Annotated in this window: 19 protein-coding genes; 11 read left to right on the top strand and 8 right to left on the bottom strand. The window is 70.0% G+C overall.

The features are described 5' to 3' along the window. The first annotated feature begins 7 nt into the window (after positions 1-7). From crtI to ABZ552_RS32675, 3 genes are all read left to right on the top strand, one after another. Entirely contained in the window at positions 8-1,600 is a 1,593-nt protein-coding gene (crtI, locus tag ABZ552_RS32665; RefSeq protein ID WP_357441720.1) for a phytoene desaturase family protein, read from the top strand. Between the two features lie 177 nt (positions 1,601-1,777). Further along, positions 1,778-3,382 (top strand): alpha-(1->6)-mannopyranosyltransferase A, encoded by a 1,605-nt coding sequence (locus ABZ552_RS32670; protein ID WP_281881076.1) that lies wholly within the window; start codon positions 1,778-1,780, stop codon positions 3,380-3,382. Continuing rightward, entirely contained in the window at positions 3,379-4,344 is a 966-nt protein-coding gene (locus ABZ552_RS32675) for a phytoene/squalene synthase family protein (protein WP_357441722.1), read from the top strand. Before ABZ552_RS32670 ends, ABZ552_RS32675 begins: the two co-directional genes overlap by 4 nt. Positions 4,345-4,994: 650 nt before the next feature. On the opposite strand, the gene ABZ552_RS32680 is transcribed toward ABZ552_RS32675, so the two are convergent. Continuing rightward, complete coding sequence (locus tag ABZ552_RS32680) at positions 4,995-5,363, bottom strand: Rv2175c family DNA-binding protein (protein WP_281874595.1); 369 nt, start codon at positions 5,361-5,363, stop codon at positions 4,995-4,997. Between the two features lie 118 nt (positions 5,364-5,481). On the opposite strand from ABZ552_RS32680, the gene pknB reads away from it, so the two are divergent. Further along, positions 5,482-7,449: a Stk1 family PASTA domain-containing Ser/Thr kinase gene (pknB, locus tag ABZ552_RS32685; RefSeq protein WP_357441724.1), complete on the top strand. Its 1,968-nt coding sequence runs from the start codon at positions 5,482-5,484 to the stop codon at positions 7,447-7,449. A gap of 49 nt (positions 7,450-7,498) precedes the next feature. Here the strand turns inward: pknB and ABZ552_RS32690 are convergent, their stop codons facing one another. Then, positions 7,499-8,884, bottom strand: a complete 1,386-nt coding sequence (locus ABZ552_RS32690; protein ID WP_281874597.1) for a class II 3-deoxy-7-phosphoheptulonate synthase — start codon at positions 8,882-8,884, stop codon at positions 7,499-7,501. Positions 8,885-9,071: 187 nt separating this feature from the next. Between ABZ552_RS32690 and ABZ552_RS32695 the strand changes: the two genes are divergently transcribed. Further along, positions 9,072-9,572, top strand: a complete 501-nt coding sequence (locus ABZ552_RS32695) for a polyadenylate-specific 3'-exoribonuclease AS (protein ID WP_281919479.1) — start codon at positions 9,072-9,074, stop codon at positions 9,570-9,572. Between the two features lie 65 nt (positions 9,573-9,637). On the opposite strand, the gene ABZ552_RS32700 is transcribed toward ABZ552_RS32695, so the two are convergent. The 4 genes from ABZ552_RS32700 to ABZ552_RS32715 all read right to left on the bottom strand — a co-directional run bounded on the left by ABZ552_RS32700 (position 9,638) and on the right by ABZ552_RS32715 (position 14,016). Then, a complete protein-coding gene (locus ABZ552_RS32700) occupies positions 9,638-11,257 on the bottom strand; it encodes a ubiquinol-cytochrome c reductase cytochrome b subunit (RefSeq protein WP_357441726.1) in 1,620 nt (539 codons plus the stop codon). Beyond that, entirely contained in the window at positions 11,254-12,429 is a 1,176-nt protein-coding gene (locus ABZ552_RS32705) for a ubiquinol-cytochrome c reductase iron-sulfur subunit (protein WP_159840372.1), read from the bottom strand. Before ABZ552_RS32705 ends, ABZ552_RS32700 begins: the two co-directional genes overlap by 4 nt. Before the next feature lie 26 nt (positions 12,430-12,455). Further along, positions 12,456-13,319: a cytochrome c gene (locus tag ABZ552_RS32710; RefSeq protein ID WP_281874599.1), complete on the bottom strand. Its 864-nt coding sequence runs from the start codon at positions 13,317-13,319 to the stop codon at positions 12,456-12,458. An 85-nt stretch (positions 13,320-13,404) separates the two neighbouring features. After that, the gene (locus tag ABZ552_RS32715; RefSeq protein ID WP_159840341.1) at positions 13,405-14,016 is read right to left on the bottom strand and encodes a heme-copper oxidase subunit III; all 612 of its coding nucleotides are present in this window, start codon (positions 14,014-14,016) and stop codon (positions 13,405-13,407) included. Between the two features lie 198 nt (positions 14,017-14,214). Here ABZ552_RS32715 and ABZ552_RS32720 point away from each other — a divergent pair, with 198 nt between their 5' ends. The 3 genes from ABZ552_RS32720 (at position 14,215) to ABZ552_RS32730 (ending at position 16,501) form a co-directional block, all read left to right on the top strand. Next, positions 14,215-14,640: a hypothetical protein gene (locus tag ABZ552_RS32720; protein WP_357441729.1), complete on the top strand. Its 426-nt coding sequence runs from the start codon at positions 14,215-14,217 to the stop codon at positions 14,638-14,640. 374 nt (positions 14,641-15,014) lie between these two features. After that, positions 15,015-16,076, top strand: a complete 1,062-nt coding sequence (gene trpD, locus ABZ552_RS32725) for an anthranilate phosphoribosyltransferase (RefSeq protein ID WP_281874601.1) — start codon at positions 15,015-15,017, stop codon at positions 16,074-16,076. Between the two features lie 140 nt (positions 16,077-16,216). Then, complete coding sequence (locus ABZ552_RS32730; protein WP_281874602.1) at positions 16,217-16,501, top strand: hypothetical protein; 285 nt, start codon at positions 16,217-16,219, stop codon at positions 16,499-16,501. Between the two features lie 6 nt (positions 16,502-16,507). Here the strand turns inward: ABZ552_RS32730 and ABZ552_RS32735 are convergent, their stop codons facing one another. Both ABZ552_RS32735 and ABZ552_RS32740 read right to left on the bottom strand, forming a co-directional pair. Next, positions 16,508-16,783 carry an Lrp/AsnC ligand binding domain-containing protein gene (locus ABZ552_RS32735; protein WP_063020259.1) on the bottom strand — a complete coding sequence of 92 codons (276 nt, stop codon included), beginning with the start codon at positions 16,781-16,783 and terminating at the stop codon, positions 16,508-16,510. Positions 16,784-16,788: 5 nt separating this feature from the next. Continuing rightward, the gene (locus tag ABZ552_RS32740) at positions 16,789-18,615 is read right to left on the bottom strand and encodes a DEDD exonuclease domain-containing protein (RefSeq protein ID WP_357441731.1); all 1,827 of its coding nucleotides are present in this window, start codon (positions 18,613-18,615) and stop codon (positions 16,789-16,791) included. A 596-nt stretch (positions 18,616-19,211) separates the two neighbouring features. On the opposite strand from ABZ552_RS32740, the gene ABZ552_RS32745 reads away from it, so the two are divergent. The 3 genes from ABZ552_RS32745 to ABZ552_RS32755 all read left to right on the top strand — a co-directional run bounded on the left by ABZ552_RS32745 (position 19,212) and on the right by ABZ552_RS32755 (position 22,213). After that, on the top strand, positions 19,212-19,781 hold the full coding sequence (locus ABZ552_RS32745; protein ID WP_281874604.1) for a C40 family peptidase: 570 nt from the start codon (positions 19,212-19,214) through the stop codon (positions 19,779-19,781). Positions 19,782-20,038: 257 nt separating this feature from the next. After that, positions 20,039-21,064, top strand: coding sequence for an NlpC/P60 family protein (locus tag ABZ552_RS32750; RefSeq protein WP_281881081.1), 1,026 nt, complete (start codon positions 20,039-20,041; stop codon positions 21,062-21,064). A gap of 147 nt (positions 21,065-21,211) precedes the next feature. Beyond that, positions 21,212-22,213, top strand: a complete 1,002-nt coding sequence (locus ABZ552_RS32755; RefSeq protein ID WP_281874606.1) for a hypothetical protein — start codon at positions 21,212-21,214, stop codon at positions 22,211-22,213. Positions 22,214-22,779: the final 566 nt, after the last annotated feature.

The following is a 22,779-nucleotide window of genomic DNA, read 5'->3' on the forward strand; positions in this document are numbered from 1 at the left end:
CGAGGAGGTGAATCGGGTGCGAACTGTCGCGGGACCGACCGATCGGGTCGTGGTGGTCGGCGCGGGACTGGCCGGCCTCTCGGCCGCCCTGTACCTGACCGGGGCGGGTCACACGGTGACGCTGCTCGAGCGCGCCGATCATCCCGGCGGCCGGGTGGGGCGCTATCGGGGCGCGGACTACGAGATCGATTCCGGCGCCACCGTCCTCACGCTGCCCGAGCTGATCACCGACGCGCTCGCCGCCGTCGGCCGCGCCCCGGAGACCTGCGTGCCTCCGCTGCGCATCCACCGGATGGCGCCGGGCTATCACGCCCGGTTCGCCGACGGCGCCGAGATCAGGGTCTTCGCCGATCCGGACGAGATGGCCGCGGAGGTCGAGCGGACCTGCGGCCCGGCCGAGGCACAGGGATACCGGCGCCTGCGCGACTGGCTGGCGCGCATCTACGCGGCCGAGTTCACCGAGTTCATGGACGCCAACTTCGACTCGCCGCTGGATATGGTGCGCAGCCCCGAAAAGCGCCGCGCCTTGGCCGAATTGGCGCGCCTCGGCGGCTTCGGCAGGCTCGGGCCCCGGGTGCGCGAGTTCCTGCGCGATCCGCGCCTGGCGCGGCTGTTCACCTTCCAGGCGCTGTACGCGGGCATGCCGCCCGCTCAGGCGCTCGCCGTCTACGGCGCGATTCCGCACATGGACACCTCGCTGGGCGTCTACTTCCCCGAGGGCGGTATGCGCGCGATCGCCGCGGCGCTGGCGCAGGCGTTCACCGAAGCGGGCGGCACGCTGGAACTGAGCACCGAAGTGGTCGGGATCGACTACGCGGGTCGCCGCGCCCGGCGCGCGCGCACCGCCGACGGGCGCTCGTTCGACTGCGACGCGCTCGTGCTCACCGCCGACCTCGGCTCGCTCGACCGCTTCGGGGTGCGCACCCGGCACGGACTGCGCGCTTCGCCATCGGCGGTCGTGGCGCACGGCACCATCCCCGCCGTCGTCGCGGCGGACTGGCCGGTGCGGGCGCACCACACCATCGAATTCGGGCAGGCGTGGGATCGGACATTCACCGAGATCACCGCCCGCCGGGGCCGCGGCAGGCTGATGAGCGACCCTTCGCTGCTACTGACCCGGCCCGCCCTGACCGATCCGAGCCAGTTCATCGAACGTCCCGACGGACGCCATGAGCCGTTCTCGTTGCTGGCGCCGTGCCCGAATCTCGCGGCGGCTCCGCTGGACTGGCCGCGGCTGGGACCGGCCTATCTCCGGGAGCTGCTCAGCGTGCTGGAAGCGCGCGGCTACCGCGGCATCGCCGAGCACTTCGCCGTCGACCGGCTCGACACGCCGCGGACCTGGCATGACCGCGGCATGCTGGCGGGCACACCGTTCTCCGCGGCCCATCTCTTCCGCCAGACCGGCCCCTTCCGGCCGAGCAACTTCCCCCGCTCCAGCGACAATGTGGTTATCGCCGGTTGCGGCACCACGCCAGGTGTAGGCGTGCCGACCGCCCTGCTTTCCGGGAAACTGGCGGCAAACCGTATCGCGGGCGAGCTCGGGCGCGCTCCGCGTGCGACCCCGCGCACCAGCCGGATAGTGTTCGAGGCGACGCCGTAAACTAAGCGCCGACCTATTCGCTCGCGGTTGCGACCGCCGACCATTCGGGGGGACCGACACCAGATGGCATCCCCCGAAACGCGCACCGCAGAGGCCGCCTCCGCCGGTGACACCCGCACCTCGTCACTCGCCTCCGCACGTCGCGAATCGGCCGCGCCCCGTGGTTTCCTGTGGTGGATGCGCACCTGCGCCGACTTCGCCAGGAGCCCGGAGGGCCATGCCGCCCTGCTCGGCTTCTTCGGCGCGATCATGATCATGTTCGGCGGCTTCGGCGCGGGCAGCGTCCGCAAGCGCGATCCGCTGCTCGAGGCCATGCACCTGTCCTGGCTCCGGTTCGGGCACGGTTACGCGCTGTCGACCATCTGCATCTGGATCGGCGTGCTGCTCATGATCACCGCCTGGGTCCGGCTCGGGCGCGCCACGATCGGCACGGGTGACCGGATCGGCGCCGAGGTGACGCTCAACGAGCTGCGCGCCATCGTCGGCATCTGGATCGCGCCGCTGCTGTTCGCGGTGCCGATGTTCAGCCGCGACGCCTACTCCTATCTCGCCCAGGGGGCGCTGCTGCGCGACGGCTTCGACCCCTATCAGGTCGGACCGGTCGCCAATCCCGGTGTGCTGCTGGACAACGTCAGCCCCGTGTGGACCACCACCACCGCCCCCTACGGGCCGGTCTTCCTGCTGCTCGGACGCGCGATCACCGCCGTCACCGGAGACAACGTGGTGGCGGGCACCATCGCGATGCGCCTGGTCATGCTGCCCGGCCTGGCGCTGATGATGTGGGCGGTGCCGTACCTGACCAAGCACCTCGGCGGCAAGCCGACCGTCGCGCTGTGGCTGGCGGTGCTCAACCCGCTGGTGCTGATCCATCTGATCGGCGGCGTGCACAACGAGATGCTGATGGTCGGCCTGATGTGCGCGGGCATCGCGCTGGTGCTGGAGCGCCACCACGTGGCGGGCATCGTGGTCGTCGCGATCGGCGTGGCCATCAAAGCGACCGCGGGCGTGGCGCTGCCGTTCCTGGTCTGGATCTGGATGCTGCACGAACGCGAGCGCCGCGCGGCGCAGCGGGTCGGACGCGATCCGGCGCACCTGCCCGCGGGCGAGCGACCCGGCGACGCCGCGGAGCCCACCGAGGACATGCCGCATCCCGCTCTCGTGTTCGGCAAGATCGCCGGGCTCGGTCTGAGCGTGTTCGCCGTCGTCTTCGTCGCCGCTTCCGCCATCGCGGGCGTCGGCATCGGCTGGCTCACCGCGCTGTCCGGGTCCAAGAAGATCATCAATTGGCTGTCGCTGCCCACCGTGATGGCGCACGCCGTCACCTGGATCACCCCGCTGCGCCTCGAATCGGTGCTCGAGGTGACCCGCGCCCTGTGCGCGCTGGCTCTGGTCGCGGTGCTGGCGTGGACCTGGTGGCGGTTCCGGCACAGCGAGCGGGAGGCGGTGCTCGGCATCCTCATCGCGTTCGTCGCGATCGTCATCCTCTCGCCCGCCGCACTGCCCTGGTACTACTCCTGGCCGCTGGCGCTCGCCGCCGGATTCGCGCTGTCCACCACCACGCTGATGGCGCTGGTCGGCGTGTGCACCTGGCTGATGCTGGTCTTCCAGCCGGACGGCTCGATCGGCCTGTACAACTTCTGGCACGTCGTCGCCGCCACCTTCGCCGCGGGCGTGGCGGCGCTGTCGCTGCGCACGGTGGACCCGCTGCGCCTGCGCACCACGCCGCCGAGCACTGTCGCGGCCACGCCCGGCGAGGCCACCGCTTCGCCCGCCGCCCCATGACCGGAGATCGGCTGCCCGATTCCGTCCTGCTTCCGCTCGCCTACCGCGAGTGCAGGCAGATCGCCGCCACGCACGGCCGCACCTATTTCCTGGCCACCCGGCTGCTGTCGGCCGAGCGACGGCCCGCCGTGCACGCGCTGTACGCGTTCGCGCGCATGGTGGACGACGTAGTCGACCGGGCGGACCGTCCCGCCGCAGCGCCCGATCAGGACCCCGCCGCGGAGCTCGACCTGATCGAGCGGGACCTGCGGGCCGCACTCGAATCACCCGTCGGACGGACCGCGAGCCCACAGCCTCGTGCCCTGGTGCTAGCCGCCGTCACCCACACCATCCACCGCTACGGTATTGCGGCACAGCACTTCTGGACGTTCCTGGATTCCATGCGCATGGACGCGCCCGGCACCCCCGCCTTCCGCAATCGCTACGCCACCATGGCTCAGCTGCGCGCATACATGCGCGGCTCGGCGGCCGCGATCGGATTGCAGCTGCTACCCGTGCTCGGCACGACCGTCCCGGTGCGTGAGGCCGAGCCCGCCGCCGCCGCGTTGGGCGAGGCGTTCCAACTGACCAATTTCCTGCGCGACGTCGCCGAGGATCTCGACCGCGACCGGGTCTACCTGCCCGCCGACGCCCTCGCCGCGTTCGGCGTCGACGACGACCTGCTGTTCGAGTGCCGCCGCACCGGCCGGACCGATCCGCGCGTGCGCCGCGCCCTCGCCCACCTCATCGCGGTCAACCGGGACCTCTACCGCCGCGCCGAACCTGGCATCGACCTGCTCGACCCCCGGGTCCGCCCCGCCATCCGCACCGCGGCCACCCTGTACGCCGACATCCTCCGGCATATCGAACGCAGCGACTACGCCGTCTTCGGTCACCGCGCCGTCGTCCCCCGCCACCAGCGCCTCCGCGTCGCCGCCACCGAATTCACCACCGCCACCCTCCGCAGCCGCCTCCCCCGCTGACGGGTGACTGGGGTCGGTCCCCATCCGACCGGCGGAACTCGCGTCACCACCAGCCCTCCAGCGGGTCGAATCTGCGAACCCTATCGGCGCAGCCGACACCTGGAACGCTCTGTGACCGGCCCGCAGCCAGAACAGTCAACCCGTCAGCCGGACGACGCCTCCAAGCGGCCATCACGCGTTCACAGCCGCCCCAGCTCCCGGTTACACCGGTTGGGAACGAGCGAAATCGACCATCCCGTTAGCAGCGCGAAGCTGCGGCCGCCCGAGAAAAGCTGACGAACCGCGCCCCGAATCCGGACCCGCGCTCAGCGCACCGCCACCACGTCTTTCGAGCGAAGCGAGACCGAGCATCCGCCGTTCGCGGCCCGGCTCACGTCCGAGTGGCCGCCGCGCAAGCGACGAAGAAACAAGGCGACCGCCACCGCGAAGGAGCCTCCGAAACGGCACGCTACGGGCCGCAAGGTTCATCTCCGACGCGCCCAGCGCACCGCCACCACGTCATTCGAGCGAAGCGAGACCGAGCATCCGCCGTTCGCGGCCCGGCTCACGTCCGAGTGGCCGCCGCGCAAGCGACGAAGGAGCAAGCGGCGGTCACTCGGACGTGAGCCATAAGAGGGCCGCGAACACGCCGCGCCCGCGCGGCCAAAAACTCAGAACGGGTCCGCGGCTGCCCGGCGCAGGACTTCCCGGGCCAGCGGCCCGTGCAGGGCGTCGATCGGCTTGCCGGGCAGGGTCTCGTCTTCGGTGAAGATCCACTCCAGGATCTCCTCGTCGGTGTACTTGGCATCGCGCATCACGGTGATCAGGCCCGGCAGCGGCTTCACAACCGCGCCCGTGTCATCGAAGAACCGCTCGGGGACACCCGCCACGCCGCCTCGGCGGACGGCGATCAGCTGGTGATCGCGCAGCATCTGGTGCACCCGGGTTACCACCAGCCCGAGCCGCTCGGCCACCTCCGGCAGCGGCACCAGGGCCACCGACTGCGGAAGGACGTCGTCACTGCAGGGAAATGCACTCACCCGGACAACGGTAGACGGTCGGGCGCCGCACGTCGTGAGACACCCGGGATGGTGGGAGTCGATACCATCGTGGGGGCCGCACGGAGCGGCTGACTATGTGAAAGCCGGAGGACTTCTCTTGATCGGCCAGATGCTGGAAGGGCGCTATCGGATCGATGCGCCGATCGCCCGCGGCGGAATGTCGATGGTCTTCCGCGGGGTCGACACCCGCCTGGACCGGCCGGTCGCCATCAAGGTGATGGATCCGAAGTTCGCCGGCGATCCGCAGTTCCTCTCGCGGTTCGAGTTCGAGGCGCGCGCGGTCGCCAAACTCAAGCATCCTTCGCTGGTCGCGGTGTACGACCAGGGCGTCGACGGCGATCACCCCTTCCTGATCATGGAACTGGTCGAGGGCGGGACCCTGCGTGAGCTGCTGCGCGAACGCGGCCCGATGCCCCCGCACGCGGTACGCGCCGTCGCCGAGCCGGTCCTCGCGGCGATCGGCGTCGCCCATTCCGCGGGACTGGTGCATCGGGACATCAAACCGGAGAACGTGCTGATCTCGGATGCGGGCGAGGTCAAGATCGCCGACTTCGGCTTGGTGCGCGCGGTGGCGGCGGCGAACACCACGTCGGCGAGCGTCATTCTCGGCACCGCCGCCTACCTCTCTCCGGAGCAGGTCACCAGCGGCTCCGCCGACTCTCGCAGCGACGTCTACTCCTTCGGCCTGCTGATCTTCGAACTGCTCACCGGCCGGGTGCCGTTCACCGGCGACACGTCGATCTCGGTGGCGTATCAACGCATCGAGAACGATGTGCCCAGCCCGAGCGGTTTCATCTCCGGGGTGCCACCGGAATTCGATGAACTGGTCGCCAAGGCCACCGCGCGCGAACCCGCGCACCGGTTCGCTGACGCGAACGAGATGGCCGCCGCGCTGCGGCAGATCGGCGCCGCGCTGCGCCTGCCCCCGTATCGGGTGCCTGCGCCGCAGGAGTCCGCCGAGCATCTGAGCGCGAGCTACCGGGCCGTCGCGCCGGCTCCCGACGACCGGCCGGGGTTCGCCGGGGCCGCGGCCCATGAGCCGCATGCGCCGCAGCCGGTGCAGCACACCAGGGTGGTCACTGCCCAGCGGCCCCGCCTCGATCACGGCCCGGAGGCTTACGACCCGCCGCAACCGGTGCGGCAGGCCCACCCCGCGCCGCCGTACCCGCCCTACGCGGACGACCTCACCCGTTCCCGGCGCACCGTGTGGGTGTGGGTGGCCATCGTCGCGGTTCTCACGTTGCTGGTGGGCATCGGCGGCTGGTGGCTGGGTGTCGGCCGTTACTCGCCGGTGCCGCCGATCGCCGGTCTGGACACCGACAAGGCGGTCGCCACGTTGCAGAACGCCGGGTTCGAGACCGAGATCCGGCAGAAGGCGTCGGACACGATCCCGGTCGGCGGCGTGGTCGGCAGCGACCCGTCCGCCGGTTCCAAGATCACCAAAGGGTCCACGGTCGCCGTCCTGGTCTCCAACGGCAAGCCCAAGGTGCCGGACGTCAAAGCCGGTGACCAGGTGTCGAAGGTCAACCAGTTGGTCCGGGACAACGGCCTGCAACCGGTGGACGCCGGTGAAGAGGGCAGCACCGCGCCGAAGGGAACGGTCGCCCGGGTGGAGCCGAGACCAGGCACCGTGCTGCCGCTCGGCGCGCAGGTGAAGGTCTACCGCAGCAAGGGATCCCAGCCGGTGAAGGTTCCCGACGTCCGCGGTAAGACGACCGACGAAGCCACCAAGATCCTGAGCGACGCCGGCATCGCGATACGCGAGACCAAACCCCAGTTCGACCGCACGATCGAGGCGGACAAAGCCATCGGCACCCAGCCGGGCGCGGGCGCCACCATCCAATCCGGCGACGGCGTCGTCCTGCTGATCTCCAACGCGTTGAAGATGCCGGACGTGCGCGGGTGGACCGTGGCCAACGCCCGCGCCAAACTGGAGGGCCTCGGCCTGCAGGTCGAGGTGAAGCAGCTGGCCCGGGCGGACAGCTCGCTGGTGGTCTCGCAGACCCCGGCCATCGGGGTCAACCTCGAGGCGGGCGACACCGTCACCATCGTGGCCCTCCCCTAGTGGTCCGGCCCGCGGATCGGCGACGACCACGCGGCCCGGACGCGGGAACTCAGCGCAGCATCTCGGCGACGAGGAACGCCAGCTCCAGGGACTGCTGGGTGTTCAGCCGGGGATCGCAGGCCGTCTCGTAGCGGCCGGACAGGTCCAGGTCGGAGATGTCCTGGGCGCCGCCGAGGCATTCGGTGACGTCCTCGCCGGTGAGCTCGATGTGCATGCCGCCGGGGTGCGTGCCGAGCGCGTGGTGCACCTCGAAGAAGCCCTGCACCTCGTCGACGATCCGATCGAAGTGGCGGGTCTTGAAGCCGGTGGACGCCTCGTGGGTGTTGCCGTGCATCGGGTCGCACTGCCAGATCACCTGGTGGCCCGTGGCCTGCACCTTCTCGATGATGGGCGGCAGCACGTCGCGGACCTTGCTGTGCCCCATGCGGGACACGATGGTCAGCCGGCCCGGCTCGTTGTTCGGATCGAGCCGCTCCACGTATTCCACGGCTTGTTCGGGCGTGGTGGACGGGCCGATCTTCAAGCCGATCGGGTTGGCGACCAATTCCGCGAACGCGATGTGCGCGCCGTCGAGCTGGCGGGTGCGCTCGCCGATCCAGAGGAAGTGCGCCGACAGGTCGTAGAGCACCGGCTCGCCGATCGCGTTCTCGCTCAACCGCAGCATGGCGCGCTCGTAGTCCAGCACGAGCGCCTCGTGGCTGGCGTAGATCCGCGCCGCTTTCAGGCTCGGATCGTTGACCCGGCACGCGGTCATGAACGCCAGGCCGCGGTCGATCTCCTCGGCCAGCGCCTCGTAGCGGGCACCGGCGGGCGACTTGGCCACGAAGTCGCGGTTCCAGTCGTGCACTTTGTGCAGGTCGGCCATGCCCGCGCCGGTGAGCGCGCGCACCAGGTTCATCGCGGCGCTCGCGTTGGCGTAGGCACGGACCAGGCGCGACGGGTCGTGCTCGCGCAGCGCCGCGTCGGCGGCCAGCGAGTTCACCATGTCGCCGCGGTAGGATTTGAGGCCGAGCGAATCCGTGTCGGAGGAGCGCGGCTTGGCGTACTGGCCCGCGATCCGCGCGACCTTCACCACCGGCAGGCTCGCACCATAGGTGAGCACGACCGCCATCTGCAGCAGCGTGCGAATGTTGCCGCGAATGTGCGGCTCGGTGTTGTCGGCGAAGGTCTCCGCGCAGTCGCCGCCCTGCATGAGGAACGCCTCACCGCGCGCGACCTCGGCCAGCTGGGAGCGCAGCTCCTCCACCTCGGCGGGCACGCAGATCGGCGGCACGCTCTCCAACACCGTGCGCATTTTGGCCGCCTGCTCCGGATCCCAGGACGGCTGCTGCAGCGCAGGTCGCGCGAGCGCGTCGTCCAGCCGCCTGCGCAGCTCGGCGGGCAGCGGCGGCAGTTCCGGCAGGCGATCGATGGGTACGTCGACGGTCCAGTTCACAACTTCAGAATACGGACCGCCCGCCCCGTGGGGATACCCGGTGGCAGTGGTCGAGTCCGGCACCAAGGTGTCGAAAATCTCCACCGTATGGACCCTTGCGCGACGCTCGGCACACGTCACCATAGGGTTGCCGGGGAACCCTTCACCTGCCGCGACGGCACCGGAAGCCGAGGAGAGACCGATCTCGCTGCGATATTTTTATGACTGCGAATTCATCGAGGACGGTGTGACCATTGATCTGGTCTCCATCGGCGTCGTCTGCGAGGACGGCAGGGAGTACTACGCGGTGTCCACCGAATTCGATGCCCGACGCGCGGGGCCCTGGGTGCGCAAATTCGTGCTGCCCCAGCTGCCTTCGCCTTCCTCGCCGCTGTGGCGCAGCCGCGACCGGATCCGGGACGAGCTGTACGCGTTCCTGGTGCCGCGGCCGACGGTGCAACCGGAACTGTGGGCATGGGTCTCCGCCTACGACCACGTCGCCCTGTGTCAGCTGTGGGGTTCCATGGTCGACCTGCCCAACGCGCTGCCGCGCTACACCAATGAGTTGCGCCAGCACTGGGAGGCGCACGGCCGCCCGGAACTCCCGCCCATCCCGCCGGACGCGCACGACGCGCTGGCCGACGCCCGGCACAATTTGGCCAAGTTCGAAGCCATCGAGGCCGCACGACGGGCCACTCCCCGCCTGTGACACCCACGATATGACGCACGACGGCCCCGAGTCGAATCGACTCGGGGCCGTTCGCGTGACGGGCGTCAGTGGCCGTTCTTGCCGTTCGCCGCCTCTTGTACGCGCTGCAGCACCTTCAGCTGCTTGTGCTCTTCCGCGTGATCGATCTCGAAGTGCCGGTCGCTCTCCTCCTGCGGGTCGGGACGCAGGAAGCTGCCGGTGCCGGGGCTACCGGCCGAACCGAGCTGGTTCATCTTCTTCGGGACCGGAGCACCCTGGTACTCCAGCGGGATCGGGTGACCGTGGTCGTCGACCGGACCGAGCGGCTGGTGCACCTCGATGTACTCACCGTGCGGCAGACGCTTGATCACGCCGGTCTCGATGCCGTGCTCGAGCACCGCGCGGTCGCTGCGCTGCAGGCCGAGGCAGAACCGGTAGGTGAGGTAGTACGCCACCGGCGGCGCGATCAGCAGGCCGATGCGTCCGATCCACGTGGTCGCGTTCAGCGAGATGTCGAACTTCAGCGCGATGATGTCGTTGACACACGACAGCGTCAGGACCAGGTAGAACGCGATGGCCATCGCGCCGATCGCGGTCCGGACCGGGGCGTCGCGCGGACGCTGCAACAGGTTGTGGTGCGCGCTGGTGTCGCCGGTCAGCCGCTTCTCGATCCAGGGGTAGGCGATCAGCACGGTGAACACCAGACCCATGATCAACGCGACCCAGAACACCGCCGGGACCGTGTAGTTCCCCAGGTACAGCTCCCACGGCGGCATCAGCCGGGCCATGCCGTCGGTCCACATCATGTAGAAGTCCGGCTGCGAACCCGCCGACACCTGCGACGGGTTGTACGGACCCAGGTTCCAGATCGGGTTGATCTGGAACACGCCGCCCATGATGCCCACGATGCCGAGGGTGAAGGCGAAGAACGCGCCCTGATCGGCGGCGAACACCGGCACGATCCGCGCGCCCACCACGTTGTTCTCGGTACGACCCGGACCGGGGAACTGAGTGTGCTTCTGGTACCACACCAGCGCTACGTGCGCGGCGATCAACGCCAGGATGATGCCGGGGAACAACAGCACGTGCGCGATGTAGAGCCGCGGGATGATGATGTCGCCGGGGAAGTCGCCGCCGAAGATCAGCCAGTGCATCCAGGTGCCGATGATCGGGATGCTCATCGTGATACCGCCGAACGCGGCCCGCAGACCGGTGCCGGAGAGCAGGTCGTCGGGCAGCGAGTACCCGAAGAACCCTTCGAACATCGCCAGGATCAGCAGCAGCGAACCGATCACCCAGTTCGCCTCCCGCGGCTTGCGGAACGCGCCGGTGAAGAAGATCCGGAACAAGTGGATGATGATCGACGCCGCGAACAGCAGGGCCGCCCAGTGGTGCACCTGCCGGACGAACAGGCCGCCGCGCACCTCGAAGGTGATGTTCAGCGCCGTCTCGTACGCCCGTGACATGGTCACGCCGCGCAGCGGCTGGTAGGCGCCGTTGTAGACGACCTCGCTCATCGACGGATCGAAGAACAGGGTCAGGTACACGCCCGACAGCAGCAGGATGATGAAGCTGTAGAGCGCGATCTCGCCGAGCAGGAACGACCAGTGCGTCGGGAAGACCTTGTTGATCGACCGCTTCATGAAGGCGGCGGCGCGGTACCGCTCGTCCGCCTCGCTGGCTTGGGCTGCGACTGAAGGACTCATGAACGGCGCTCCCAGTAGGCCGGGCCGAGCGGCTCGATGAAGTCGCCGTTGGCGACCAGGAAGCCCTCAGCGTTGACGGTGATCGGCAGCTGCGGCAGCGCGCGAGCGGCGGGACCGAAGATCGGCTTGCCCCACTCGGTCGCGGAGAACTGCGACTGGTGGCAGGGGCACAGGATCCGGTTGGTCTGCTGCTCGAACAGCGAGGTCGGGCAGCCGAGGTGGGTGCAGATCTTCGAGTAGGCGAAGTAGTCGCCGTAGTTGAAGCTCTCCTGGCCCTTGCGCTTGATCGCCTTCTGCGCGTCTTCGGTGCGCAGGCGGATCAGCATGACCGCGTTGCGGATGCCGCGCAGCGACTGCAGGGTCGCGTGCTCGTCACCGCGCCACTTCTCCTTCCACGGGAACACCGTCTCCATGGCGCCCGCGTCCAGGTCCTCCGGGCGCACCAGCACCACGTCCTCCGGGCGACCGGTGTCGCGGCGGATGTAGATGGTCTCGCCCGGGAAGTCCGGCGTCCAGCCGGAGACCCACAGCGGCGACTTGTCGCCCTTGGCCCACGGGTTCTTGATCAGGCCGCCGACGAACACCAGCAGCGCGCCGACGCCCAGCACGCCGACGCCGGCGCCCGCGGTGCGGGTGATCATCTTGCGACGCCCCAGCGTGGAGGTATCCAGCGCGTCCTGCAGTTCGGCGACCAGGGTGCGTCGCTCGACTTCCGGCGACGGACCGTCGTGCCGCTCCTGGATGGACAGCTCGGCGGGGATGAACAGCTTGCGGATCAGCACCACCGCGACGCCGATGACCAGCACCGAGATGCCGAAGGTGAGGCCGACCAGCGGGGTGAACAGCGAGTAGAGCCCGTGCCCCTCCTCGTCCTTGCCCTTGAACTCCCACGGCCAGAACAGGAATACGCCGACCAGCGCCGCGGCCGCGATGCCGGACACGGCGAACCAGAAGGTCACCGCGCGCTCGGCGCGCTTCTCCGCCCGGGTGCCCGGGATCGGGAACCGCTCGCGGCGGTAGGCGACGTCGACGCCGTCGCGCTCGGTACCGAGTTTGACCAGCTCGTCGCGTGACATCTTGTCGAGGTCCGCCTCGGTCGGCTCGGCCGGGTTGGCGTTCACCGACTGCTCCTTCGACAGATGCGCGTCGTGGCCTTCATCCGGCCGACCCATGTCGTCTCGCTCCTTCTCGCTATTGCTCATGACCGGGATCCGATCCACATCGCCGCGCCGACCACGAGCGTGATGCCGACCACCCAGATGGCCAGGGCCTCGGTCGCGGGACCGAACCCGCCGAGATCCCAGCCGCCGGGGGCGTGCTCCTCGGTCGCGTTCTTCACGTAGGCGATGATGTCGCGCTTTTCCTCCGGGCTCAGCTGGCGGTCGGAGAACTTCGGCATGTTCTGCGGGCCGGTGAGCATCGCGGCGTAGATCTGCTGTTCGCTGGCCGGTTCCAGCGGCGGCGCGAACTTACCGGAGGACAGCGCGCCGCCACGTCCGGTGAAGTTGTGGCAGGACGCGCAGTTCATCCGGAACAGCTCCGAACCGCGGGCGATGTCGCCACCGCGCAGCGACTCCTGGGCGATCTCGCCGTCGGCGTCGCGGATCACGGTCGGGCCGCCGCCGTTGGCCGCCACGTACGCGCTGAGCGCGTCGGTCTGATGGGCGTCGAACTTCGGCGGCTTGCGCTCCGCCTGGGCCTCGTTGCGGGCCATCGGCATGCGGCCGGAGGAGACCTGGAAGTAGACCGCGGCCTCGCCGACGCCGATCAGGCTGGGACCGCGGTCGGCGACACCCTGCAGGTTCGCGCCGTGGCAGGTGATGCAGGACGTGTCGTAGAGCTGCTGCCCCTCGCGGATGAGCGCGGACTGGTCCTCGTGCGCGGTGGCGCGCTGCGGGTCCGGCGTGAGGGCCGATGCCAGGAAGCCTGCTCCGACGAGGCCCACCAGCAGCGCAAGCCCGCCCGCGATGCGACGGCGAACGCGCCGCTGCCTGCGCGTCTTGCTGGCCTGGCCGTTCCCGGGGCTGGCGGGCTCTGGCGCTGACGGGGGAGATGAACTCATCTGTGTCCCTTTGGAGTAGACGGAACCGACTTCTGCGAAAGATCCTGGGTCGCACCGCGCGCGCTGGGCAGCGCGGCGTCCACGATCAGCGGACGAAGTAGATCGTGGCGAACAGCCCGATCCACACGATGTCGACGAAGTGCCAGTAGTAGGAGACGACGATCGCCGCGGTGGCCTGCGCCGGGGTGAACTTGCTGACCTTGGTGCGCACCAGCAGGAACACGAACGCGATCAGACCGCCGATGACGTGCAGACCGTGGAAACCGGTGGTGATGTAGAACACCGAACCGTAGGAGCTGCTGGCGATCGACGTGCCCTCGTGCACCAGGTTCATGTACTCGTAGCCCTGGCCGCCGACGAAGAACGCGCCCATCAGCAGCGTGACGACATACCAGCGGCGCAGGCCGAACACGTCGCCCTTCTCCGCGGCGAACACGCCCATCTGGCAGGTGAACGACGACGCGACCAGCACGGCCGTGACCGGCACGGCGAGCTTCAGGTTCAGTTCGGTCGGCTCCGGCGGCCAGTTACCGTGCGCCTGGGCGCGGGCGACGAAGTACATCGCGAACAGGCCGGCGAAGAACATCAGCTCGCTCGACAGCCAGATGATGGTACCGACGCTGACCATGTTGGGCCGGTTCAGCGAATGCACACGCTGGGTAATGGCCGATCCTGGGGTCCCTACTGCGGTCGTCACGGGGGTAAGTATGACTCGTCGTAGTACGACGGCCGTACCCGGGTACGAAACTGGTTCCTCCGTGTCGGAAAACCCAGGAAACGACAGGCTCTGGACCAGGCGGGCGGCCTCGGGCGAGTGGCGTGCGCGACGCTGGAACGGGTCGCACGCGGACGAACGCGCGCCCAGCATGACAGCCGAGGGTAAGGAGAAGCTGAGATGAAGGTTCGGGTGCCACTGTGGCGGCGGCTGCGGCGGCGGGACCGGGACACCGCCCTGGACCCGGACCGAGCCGATCTGGTCGTGGTCTCGTCCGGCTTCGACGACGCCGAGGCGTGTTCGGCCGCGCTGGCGCGCGCGACCGCACTGACACCCGACGCGCCCGCGGTGCTGCGCCACCATCTGCGCATCCCGCCCCGGCACGTGGAGACCGTCTGCGCGATCGCCGCGCAGGACGGCTACTCCCCCGCACCCCAGGTCGGTGGCGCGGGCACCGACGCGCTCGAAACGGTCATCCTTCAGCGCGTCCAGCTGCTCGACGCCCTGCACTGCTCCCAGGAGCGCTCCCGCATGGCCGGCCTGGCCCAGCGTCACGACGGCATCGCCGACGGCTGGGACGCCCTGCAACCGGGGCAGCAGCTGTAATAACGCACCGACCTGGCTTCCGCGGACGTCGCGACCCCAGCTGGCGGATTCCGAGCGAAGCGAAACCGGCGCTCTTCGTCCACCACGCACGAAGACGGCCGCAGCTCTCCAATGCGCGGACTCGACTGCCGACGCGCTCAGCTCACCCTGGCCACGAGTTTCGAGCGAAGCGAGACCGAGCATGCGCGTTCGCGGCCCGGCTCGCGTCCGAGCGGCCGACGCGTAGGCGACGAAGGAGCAAGCGGCGGTCGCTCGGACGCGAGCCACAAGAGGGCCGCGAACACCCAGCGCCGCAGGCGCTGGAAAGACCAACACAGCTAGGCTGCAGGCAACCAAACCGGTGCGGGAACCGGTGTCGACGGGAGAAGTGTGGAATGAGCGTGCGCAGCTGGCCTCAGGTGCTCGGAACCCTCGCCGACGGTGGCGACCTGGCCGCGGACGACACGGCGTGGGCGATGAACGAGATCATGTCCGACAACGCCACCCCCGCCCAGATCGCCGCGTTCGGCGTCGCCATGAAGATCAAGGGCCCCACTCCCGCCGAGCTGACCGGCCTGGCCACGGGCATGCTCGAGCACGCCCGGCTGGTGCGGATCGACGGCGACGCGGTCGACATCGTCGGCACCGGCGGTGACCGCTCCGGCTCGGTGAACATCTCCACCATGTCCTCGATCGTGGTGGCCGCGGCCGGGGTTCCCGTGGTCAAGCACGGCAACCGCGCCGCGTCGTCCAAGAGCGGCGGCGCCGACGTGCTGGAAGCGCTGGGCGTCAAGCTGGCGCTCGGCCCCGAGAGTGTGGCGCGTTGCGTGCGGGAGGCCGGCATCGGTTTCTGCTTCGCCGCCGTGTTCCATCCCGCCCTGCGGTACGCGGGCGCGGCACGCAGCCAGATCGGCATTCCGACCGTCTTCAACGTGCTGGGGCCGCTGACCAACCCCGCGCAGCCGCGCGCCGGGCTGGTCGGCTGCGCGTTCGCCGATCTGCTGCCCGTGATCGCGGGCGTGTTCGCCGAACGCGGCGCGAGCGCGCTGGTGGTGCGCGGTAACGACGGCCTCGACGAGATCACCACCTCCGACACCACCGAGGCCTGGATCGTCGCGGGTGGACGGACCCGCCGGACCACCATCGACCCCACTCGCATCGGGATCCCCCGGGTCGAGCTGGACGCGCTGCGCGGCGGCGACGCCGAGGTGAACGCGGGCGTGGCCCGCGACGTGTTCGCCGGTAACGGTGGCGCGGTCCGCGACGCGGTGCTGCTGAATTCGGCCGCCGCGATCGTCGCCTACGACTGGTCGCGCGGCGCGGGCGATCCGGACGCCGACCTGCACGCCGCGCTCGCCGCGGGCATCGAGCGCGCCGCCGCGGCGATCGACACGGGTGCGGCGACCGCGCTGCTGGAGCGCTGGGCGAAGCTGACGCAGACCCTCGGCGACAGCTGACGCCTGCCGCCGCGGCCGACACGCTGAGCTGAACGAAGGTCCCGGGCCGGGCCGGGGCGGTAACGTCGGGCGGGCAATCCGGCGCATGCCGAGTTCGCCGGGCACCGCGCCGACCGGTTCGACCGACGAGGAGCACAGCCATGCGACCCACTGTCCCGGCGCTACTCGCCGTCCCCGCCGCCGCGGGCATCATCGCCGCCCCGGCGGCGAATGCGGCCGACGGCGCCCTGTTCGCCGACGGCGTCGTCTACGAGAACCCGGTCGGCTGCCTCGAGGTCGGCGACGGGTCCGACGTGGAGATCCGCAACCGCACCGACGTCGTCGTCCACCTGCACGACGCGCCGGGATGCTCGGGCGACGTCGTGGCGCTGGCGCCCAACGACGCCGCCTATTTCGCGGTGCGCAGTGTCCGGGTCGGGGACTGAGCGGGACTACTCACCCAGCGAGAACCCGGCCTCCACTTCGGCGCGCGAGTAGGACTTGAACGCGATGTGCGTCGTGGTGCGCTCGACGCCCGGTGTCTTGTCGATCCGGCCGGTCACCACCTCGGCGATCTGCTCGTGGTCGCGCACCCGCACGATCGCGATCAAATCCACGTCACCGGCGCAGGAGTAGACCTCGGCGACGCCCTCGGTGTCCGCGACCGCCTGCGCGGTCTCGGGGATGCGGCCGTTGTCGGCGTGAATCAAGACGATCGCGGTAATCATGACGCTCAGCCTAAGCGGTCGAGATAGCCCTGCTCGGTCGGTTGCGCGCGGACCGCCGCGTCGGCCAGGTCCGCCCAGCCCAGCCAGCGCGCCGCGCCGAACACCGGCTCGTGATACCCGTCCGTGGTGCGCACGATCCGCACGCCGGGCCGTGCCAGCCAGCGGGCGATCAATGCCACCTCTTCCGGTGCCGCGCCCCGCAGCGGCGGGGCGTCCTCGCCCCCGGCGTTCTCCCCGGATTCCCCGATCGACGCCGCTCGCTCTGGAAGCGGAACCTCGGCGCGCGTGAAAGTCCCTGTCGGAACCACCGTTTCGGCGGAGGCGACGATCTGGTCGACGATGGGCATCGGCGGCGTGCCGCGCGGTGCGGTGCCCGAACCGGCCAGGCGGCCGTACCGGATGACGGCGAACTCCCACCCGCCGTTGCCGTCCGGATGCGCGGCGATCAGTTCGGCGATGCGAGCCACGGCGGCCAGTCGTTGCGTTCGGTGCAGGGCGCGCACCACCCGCGCCGCCCGGTCGCGCAGCCGCGCGGCCGCCTCGAAATGTTCTGCCCGGCAATGCGTTTCGATGCGATCGAGCATAGACCGGATCGGCGCGTCGCTGCGCCCGGCGAACAACGCGCGCACGAGCGCGGGCGCGGGGGCGTACTCCGTCATGGTCGACGGCCTGTCACCGGCGCCCGCCGGACACCCGCCGACGAGCGCGGGCGGGCACTCGTGCGCCGCCCGCCGGGACAATCGCGTCGCGCAGGTTCGCAGGCCGGTGAATTCGGCGATGATCACACCCAGGTCGGCGGCGTCGTTGCGGGAGTGGAACGGCCCCAGCGCGTCCCTGCCGGCCTCGCGCACCACCGAGAACCGCGGGAACGGCTCGTCGGTGAGGGTGAGCCACCAGGCCCGCTTCGGGAATTTCGACCGGCGATTGTAGGGCGGCGTGTGCGCCACCAGCAGCCGCAGTTCGCGGACCCCGGCCTCGAGCGCGTGCGCGCACACCACATGGTCGACCCGCGTCGCCAGCGACACCATCTCCTTCATCCGGCCACGGGTCTCCGAGCCGGTGAAGTAGTTGCGGACACGGCGGCGCAGGTTCACGGCCGTCCCTATATATAGGGCTTCATCGGAAGGACCGCGGAACAGATACACCCCCGGAGCAGCGGGGAGGTCGGCCGCGAGGACACGTTTCGAGCGCTGCCGGGGCGTGACATCCGGGAGGTAGTCGAGCAGCTCGGTCAGACTGTGGACGCCCTGGTTGCCCACTCGGCCGATCAGCGCGTGCAATACGTCGACGGTCGCGCGGGCGTCTTCCAGTGCGCGGTGCGTCGGCTGAGTGGAGGCGCCGAGCAGCCGGGCCAGCGAACTCAGCCGGACGGAGGGGGCCTCGTCGCGCCCGAGCACCCGCCGCGCCAGCTTCACGGTGCACAACACCTGCGCAGGCGGCCACGGGGTGTCGCACTGCGCCGCGGCGGCGCGCAGGAACGCCATGTCGAAGCGGGCGTTGTGCGCTACCAGCACCGCGCCCGCCGCGAATTCCAGGAAGCCGGGCAGCACCGCCTCGATGCGCGGCGCGGCGTACACCATCGCGGTGGTGATGCCGGTGACGTGCACGACCGCGGGCGGGATCGTCCGTCCGGGGTTGACCAGCGTCGCGAACTCGCCGAGCACCTCCCCGCCGCGCACCTTCACCGCGCCGATCTCGGTGATGGCGTCGGCCCCGGGGCTGGTCCCGGTGGTCTCCAGGTCCACGACCACGAATGTCGTGTCGTACAAGGGGGTGTCGAGCTCGTCGAAAGCCAGCTGCTGGGCGGGCGGGCGCGGCGCGGGGTCGGGCACGGCGTGCAGCGTATGGCCACGGTCCGACAGGAACCGGGCGCGCGAACACCACACGAAATGTCCGAATGACACCGTGGGGATTCCGGGGCCGATACCCGGGAAATGATCTAGAAATGCGAGAAAGAGACCCAGATCACAAAAGGTCGAAAACTGTATCAAACATTGCCGCGAGTCGGACGAAATGCGCCGGCCCCGCGCCGAGCGACTCGACAAGCCTTGACTCTACGGTGTACGAACGGGTGACCATATTGATCACTACGGCACATTTTGCAGGCCTACCTGCGAAGACAATCCCGGAGTCGGTCTCGGGCCGCCGGTCGGTACTGGCCAGTTCTCCCAGCCGCCGCAGCCTGTGCCGTCTTGGGAATACGCCGCCGTTATCTGTTCGTGATTCGATGGGACATATCTCACACCGATTCGCCGGTGAAATTGTTGAGCGACCGCATTTCGCTTTGCCGACGCTTTACAAATCACCGTGATGTCTTCGTAACCTTTTCGAGACCTCACGGAGTCCGCCGCGCCGACCGGTGCGGCCCCGACGCAGTCCGCGGCACCACCGGGTGCGGCGTCGTGAGGCAGATTGGGAGTACCGCATCATGACGACCAACGCCGTCAAGCGTCACGCACAGCGCGCTGTTGCCGCCGGGGCCGTCGGCGCTGCCACCATCGGCGCGTTCCTGCTGCCCGCAGCCCCCGCGTCAGCCCAGCCGGTGACCATTCCCGGCGTGGGAACCTTCGAGGTTCCGAACGAAGTCCCGGTGCCGCCGGGTCTGCCGGGCCTCGAACTGCCCGGTCCGGCTCCCCTCCCCTTCGTCGCCCCCAAGAGCTCCGGCGACATCGCCCTGGACGCCGCGCTGAGCAAGGTCGGCTCGCCGTACGTCTACGGCGCCGCGGGCCCCAACGCCTTCGACTGCTCCGGCCTCGTCCAGTGGTCCTACCGCCAGGCGGGCGTCGAGCTGCCCCGCACCAGCGGCGCGCAGCTCGCCGCGGGCAGCCCGGTGTCCCTGGACGATCTGCGGCCGGGCGACCTCGTCTCCTTCTACGGCGGCGGCCACTCCGGCCTCTACGCCGGGGACGGCAACGTCGTGCACGCGTCCACTTCCGGCCAGCCCGTGAAGGTGGCGCCCATCTCCTCGATGCCGGTCGCGGGCGCTCGCCGCTTCTGAGAAGCAGCTGGTCGGGCCGCGAGGCCGCGGCCCGACCGCAGGACGGCTCCGTGATCGTTTCGTGCTCTGCTGGACATCGACCCGGGCCGTTCCGTAACCTAACCGAGACCTTCGATTGATTACCCGCGGTTCGCCCACCGCAAACCCCGGGTTCGACGAAGACCTCCGCGTCGGTTTCGCGAGAGATCGCTTCACGAGAGAACGGGGCACCGCCGGCTGTGGCCGAACATCACCGCAGACAGCAGACCAAACGCCTGATGGGCGGGACGCTGGCAGCCGGAATCCTGGCCGCGGGCCTCTACAGCGGCGGTCCGGCCGGAGCGGATCCCGTAGCGCTTCCCACGAACGCCACCGAGGCCGTGCAGCGGATGATCGATCTGTCTCATCAGTCCGAGCAGCTCAACCAGCAGGCCCTGGGAGCGGAAGCCGAACTGGAGGCCAAGCTCGCCGTCCAGCGTGACGCCGACGCCCGGCTGGCCGCCAGCACCGCCATGGTCGACCGCGCCCGGGACGAGGTGCGCCGCTACCAGCCCGTCATCGACCGCACCGCGATCGCCGCCTACCAGGGCGCCCGCACCAACCGCCTGTTCGCCGTGCTGGTCAGCGATTCGCCGCAGCAACTGCTGGACCAGATGTCCACGCTGGACGTGGTGTCCGCGCAGACCTCCGAACAGCTCGACCACTACGACAAGGCCACCGCCGCCGCGACCGCGGCCGAGTCGGCGGCCCGCACCGCCGCCGACGCCGCACGCGCCGCGGCGCAGAAGGCCGACGCGGTGCGCATCGATCTGGAACACAAGCGCAGCGATCTCGGCGGCGCCATCGCCGAGGTGGTGCAGGCGTGGAGCGCGCTGTCGGCCAAGGACAAGTCCGCTCTCGCCGGATCACCGTTCCCGCCCGGATTCGACCGCGACACCCTCTTGCAGGGCCTGGTTCCCGGCAGCGGCACCAGCGCGCTGGCGGCCGGGCTCACGCGAGTCGGCGACCCCTACGTCTGGGGCGCCACCGGTCCCAACCAGTTCGACTGCTCCGGCCTGGTCCAGTGGGCGTTCAAACAAGTCGGCAAGAACGTGCCCCGGACGAGTTCGCAGCAGGCCACCTACGGCACCCCCGTGGCCAAGGACGATCTGCAGCCCGGCGACGTCGTTTTCTTCTACTCCGACATCTCGCACGTCGGCATCTACGCGGGCAACGGGCTCATGCTGCACGCCTCCACCTTCGGCGTCCCCGTCGCGGTCGCCCCCATGAGCTCGACACCGTTCCATTCGGCTCGGCGATACTAGAGGCCGTGAGCGAGCCAACCAGCGGCACCGCACGACCCACGACAGCACCGACCGGCGACGGTCGATCGTGAGCGACCCGCGCGAGCCCGGCGGCACATCCGGCACCGCACGGCCCGTCGGCGCCGTAGCCCCGTCCGGGGTGCGCCGATGAGCGGCTCGAGGAGACTTCGCGCGTGGTGGTCGGCGCGGCGGCGATTCGAGTTCTGCCTCACCGTCGCGATGGTGGTGGCGCTCACCGGCGTGTGCGTCGCGCTGCTCATGGTGCCGAACACGGTGCTGCCGAGACTGCGAGCGGCGGAACCGGGTGCGGCCGAGGCGGTGGGTCAGGCGGCGGCCGCCGATCCGAGGCTGGCCGAGGTACGCCGCATCATCGAACCGTTCGGATCGATCATCGCCCGCCAGGTGCCGACCGGTGACGGACGGCAGTCCCTGGTCGTCGGCCATCCCGACCAGCGGATCGAAATCGATGTGCTGGAGCGCGCGCTCGCCGACGCCACCGCCGCGGTGACCGACGTGTGGGGTCCCGGCTGGGCGCAGTCCGCGCTCGTCGTCGTCGCCTCGTCGCCCTCCGAATTCGCGGCTCTGCTGCGCTCGCCCGGCCTCCTGCCCGCCGAAGTCGCCGCCGCCTCCGTCGCCGATCCGTTGCCGCCGGGCGGCAGGCCCACCGGCCAGCGTGTCGTCTTCGGTCCCGACACCGGGCGCCGCCTCGACCCCGAGGGCATGGCCACCCTGCTGCGGCACGAACTCACCCACATCGCCGCGCGCGCCGAGACCGTCGACGGCGCCCCGCTGTGGATGCTGGAAGGCTTCGCCGACTACACCGCCCACCATCGCGAGGGCCAGCGCTTTGCCGACATCGCTCCTACCCTCACCGCGCACGGCCACGCCGGGCGGATCCCCGACGACCTGCCCACCGACGCCCGATTCTCCGGCCCCGACGCCGCCTTCACCTACGAGCAGGCCTGGTCGATCTGCGCCTTCGTCGCCGAGAAATACGACCCGCCCCGCCTCGTCCAGCTCTACCGCCGCATCGCGGCGGGCAAGCAGGACCCGGCCACCGAAGACAGCATCCTGCGCGAAGTCCTCGGCACCACCCGCGCCGATTTCGTCGACGACTGGCGCGACTGGCTACGAGCCCGAACCGCCTGACCCCGCTACCGCCGCAACATCGCGACATCGCCGCCGCTGCGTCTCGGTCTGCGCCGCCGGCCGAGACGCGTGGCGCAAACACGACAACGACGACGATCCCGGCGACCCGTTCTCGGCAACGCCCCCGGAATCCGGTCCGTCACCACCGTCACCCTCACCCACGGCAGCGACAACATCGGCGTCCCGGTCTGACGGCGCCAGGTCGCGTCCGAGCGACCGCTGCGTCGACCATCACCCGATACGTCCCACCCACACCGCGCATCGCGTCCCGAACCGACCTCCCCACGCGCCCAGCGCACCCCAACCCCCGATTTCCAGCGAAGCGAGACCGAGCATCCGCCGTTCGCGGCCCGGCTCATGTTCACACGGATGCCAGGTCGACGGGCACCGCGAGCACCGCCCCACCCCGCCGCGCACCGTCTTCCGACCCAACCTCCCCACGCGCCCAGCGCACCCCAACCCCCGATTTCGAGCGAAGCGAGACCGAGCATCCGCCGTTCGCGGCCCGGCTCATGTTCACACGGATGCCAGGTCGACGGGCACCGCGAGCACCGCCCCACCCCGCC

Origin of the sequence: Nocardia sp. NPDC019219, assembly GCF_040632645.1 — a bacterium.
In the GTDB taxonomy this organism is placed as follows: Bacteria; Actinomycetota; Actinomycetes; order Mycobacteriales; family Mycobacteriaceae; genus Nocardia; species Nocardia sputorum.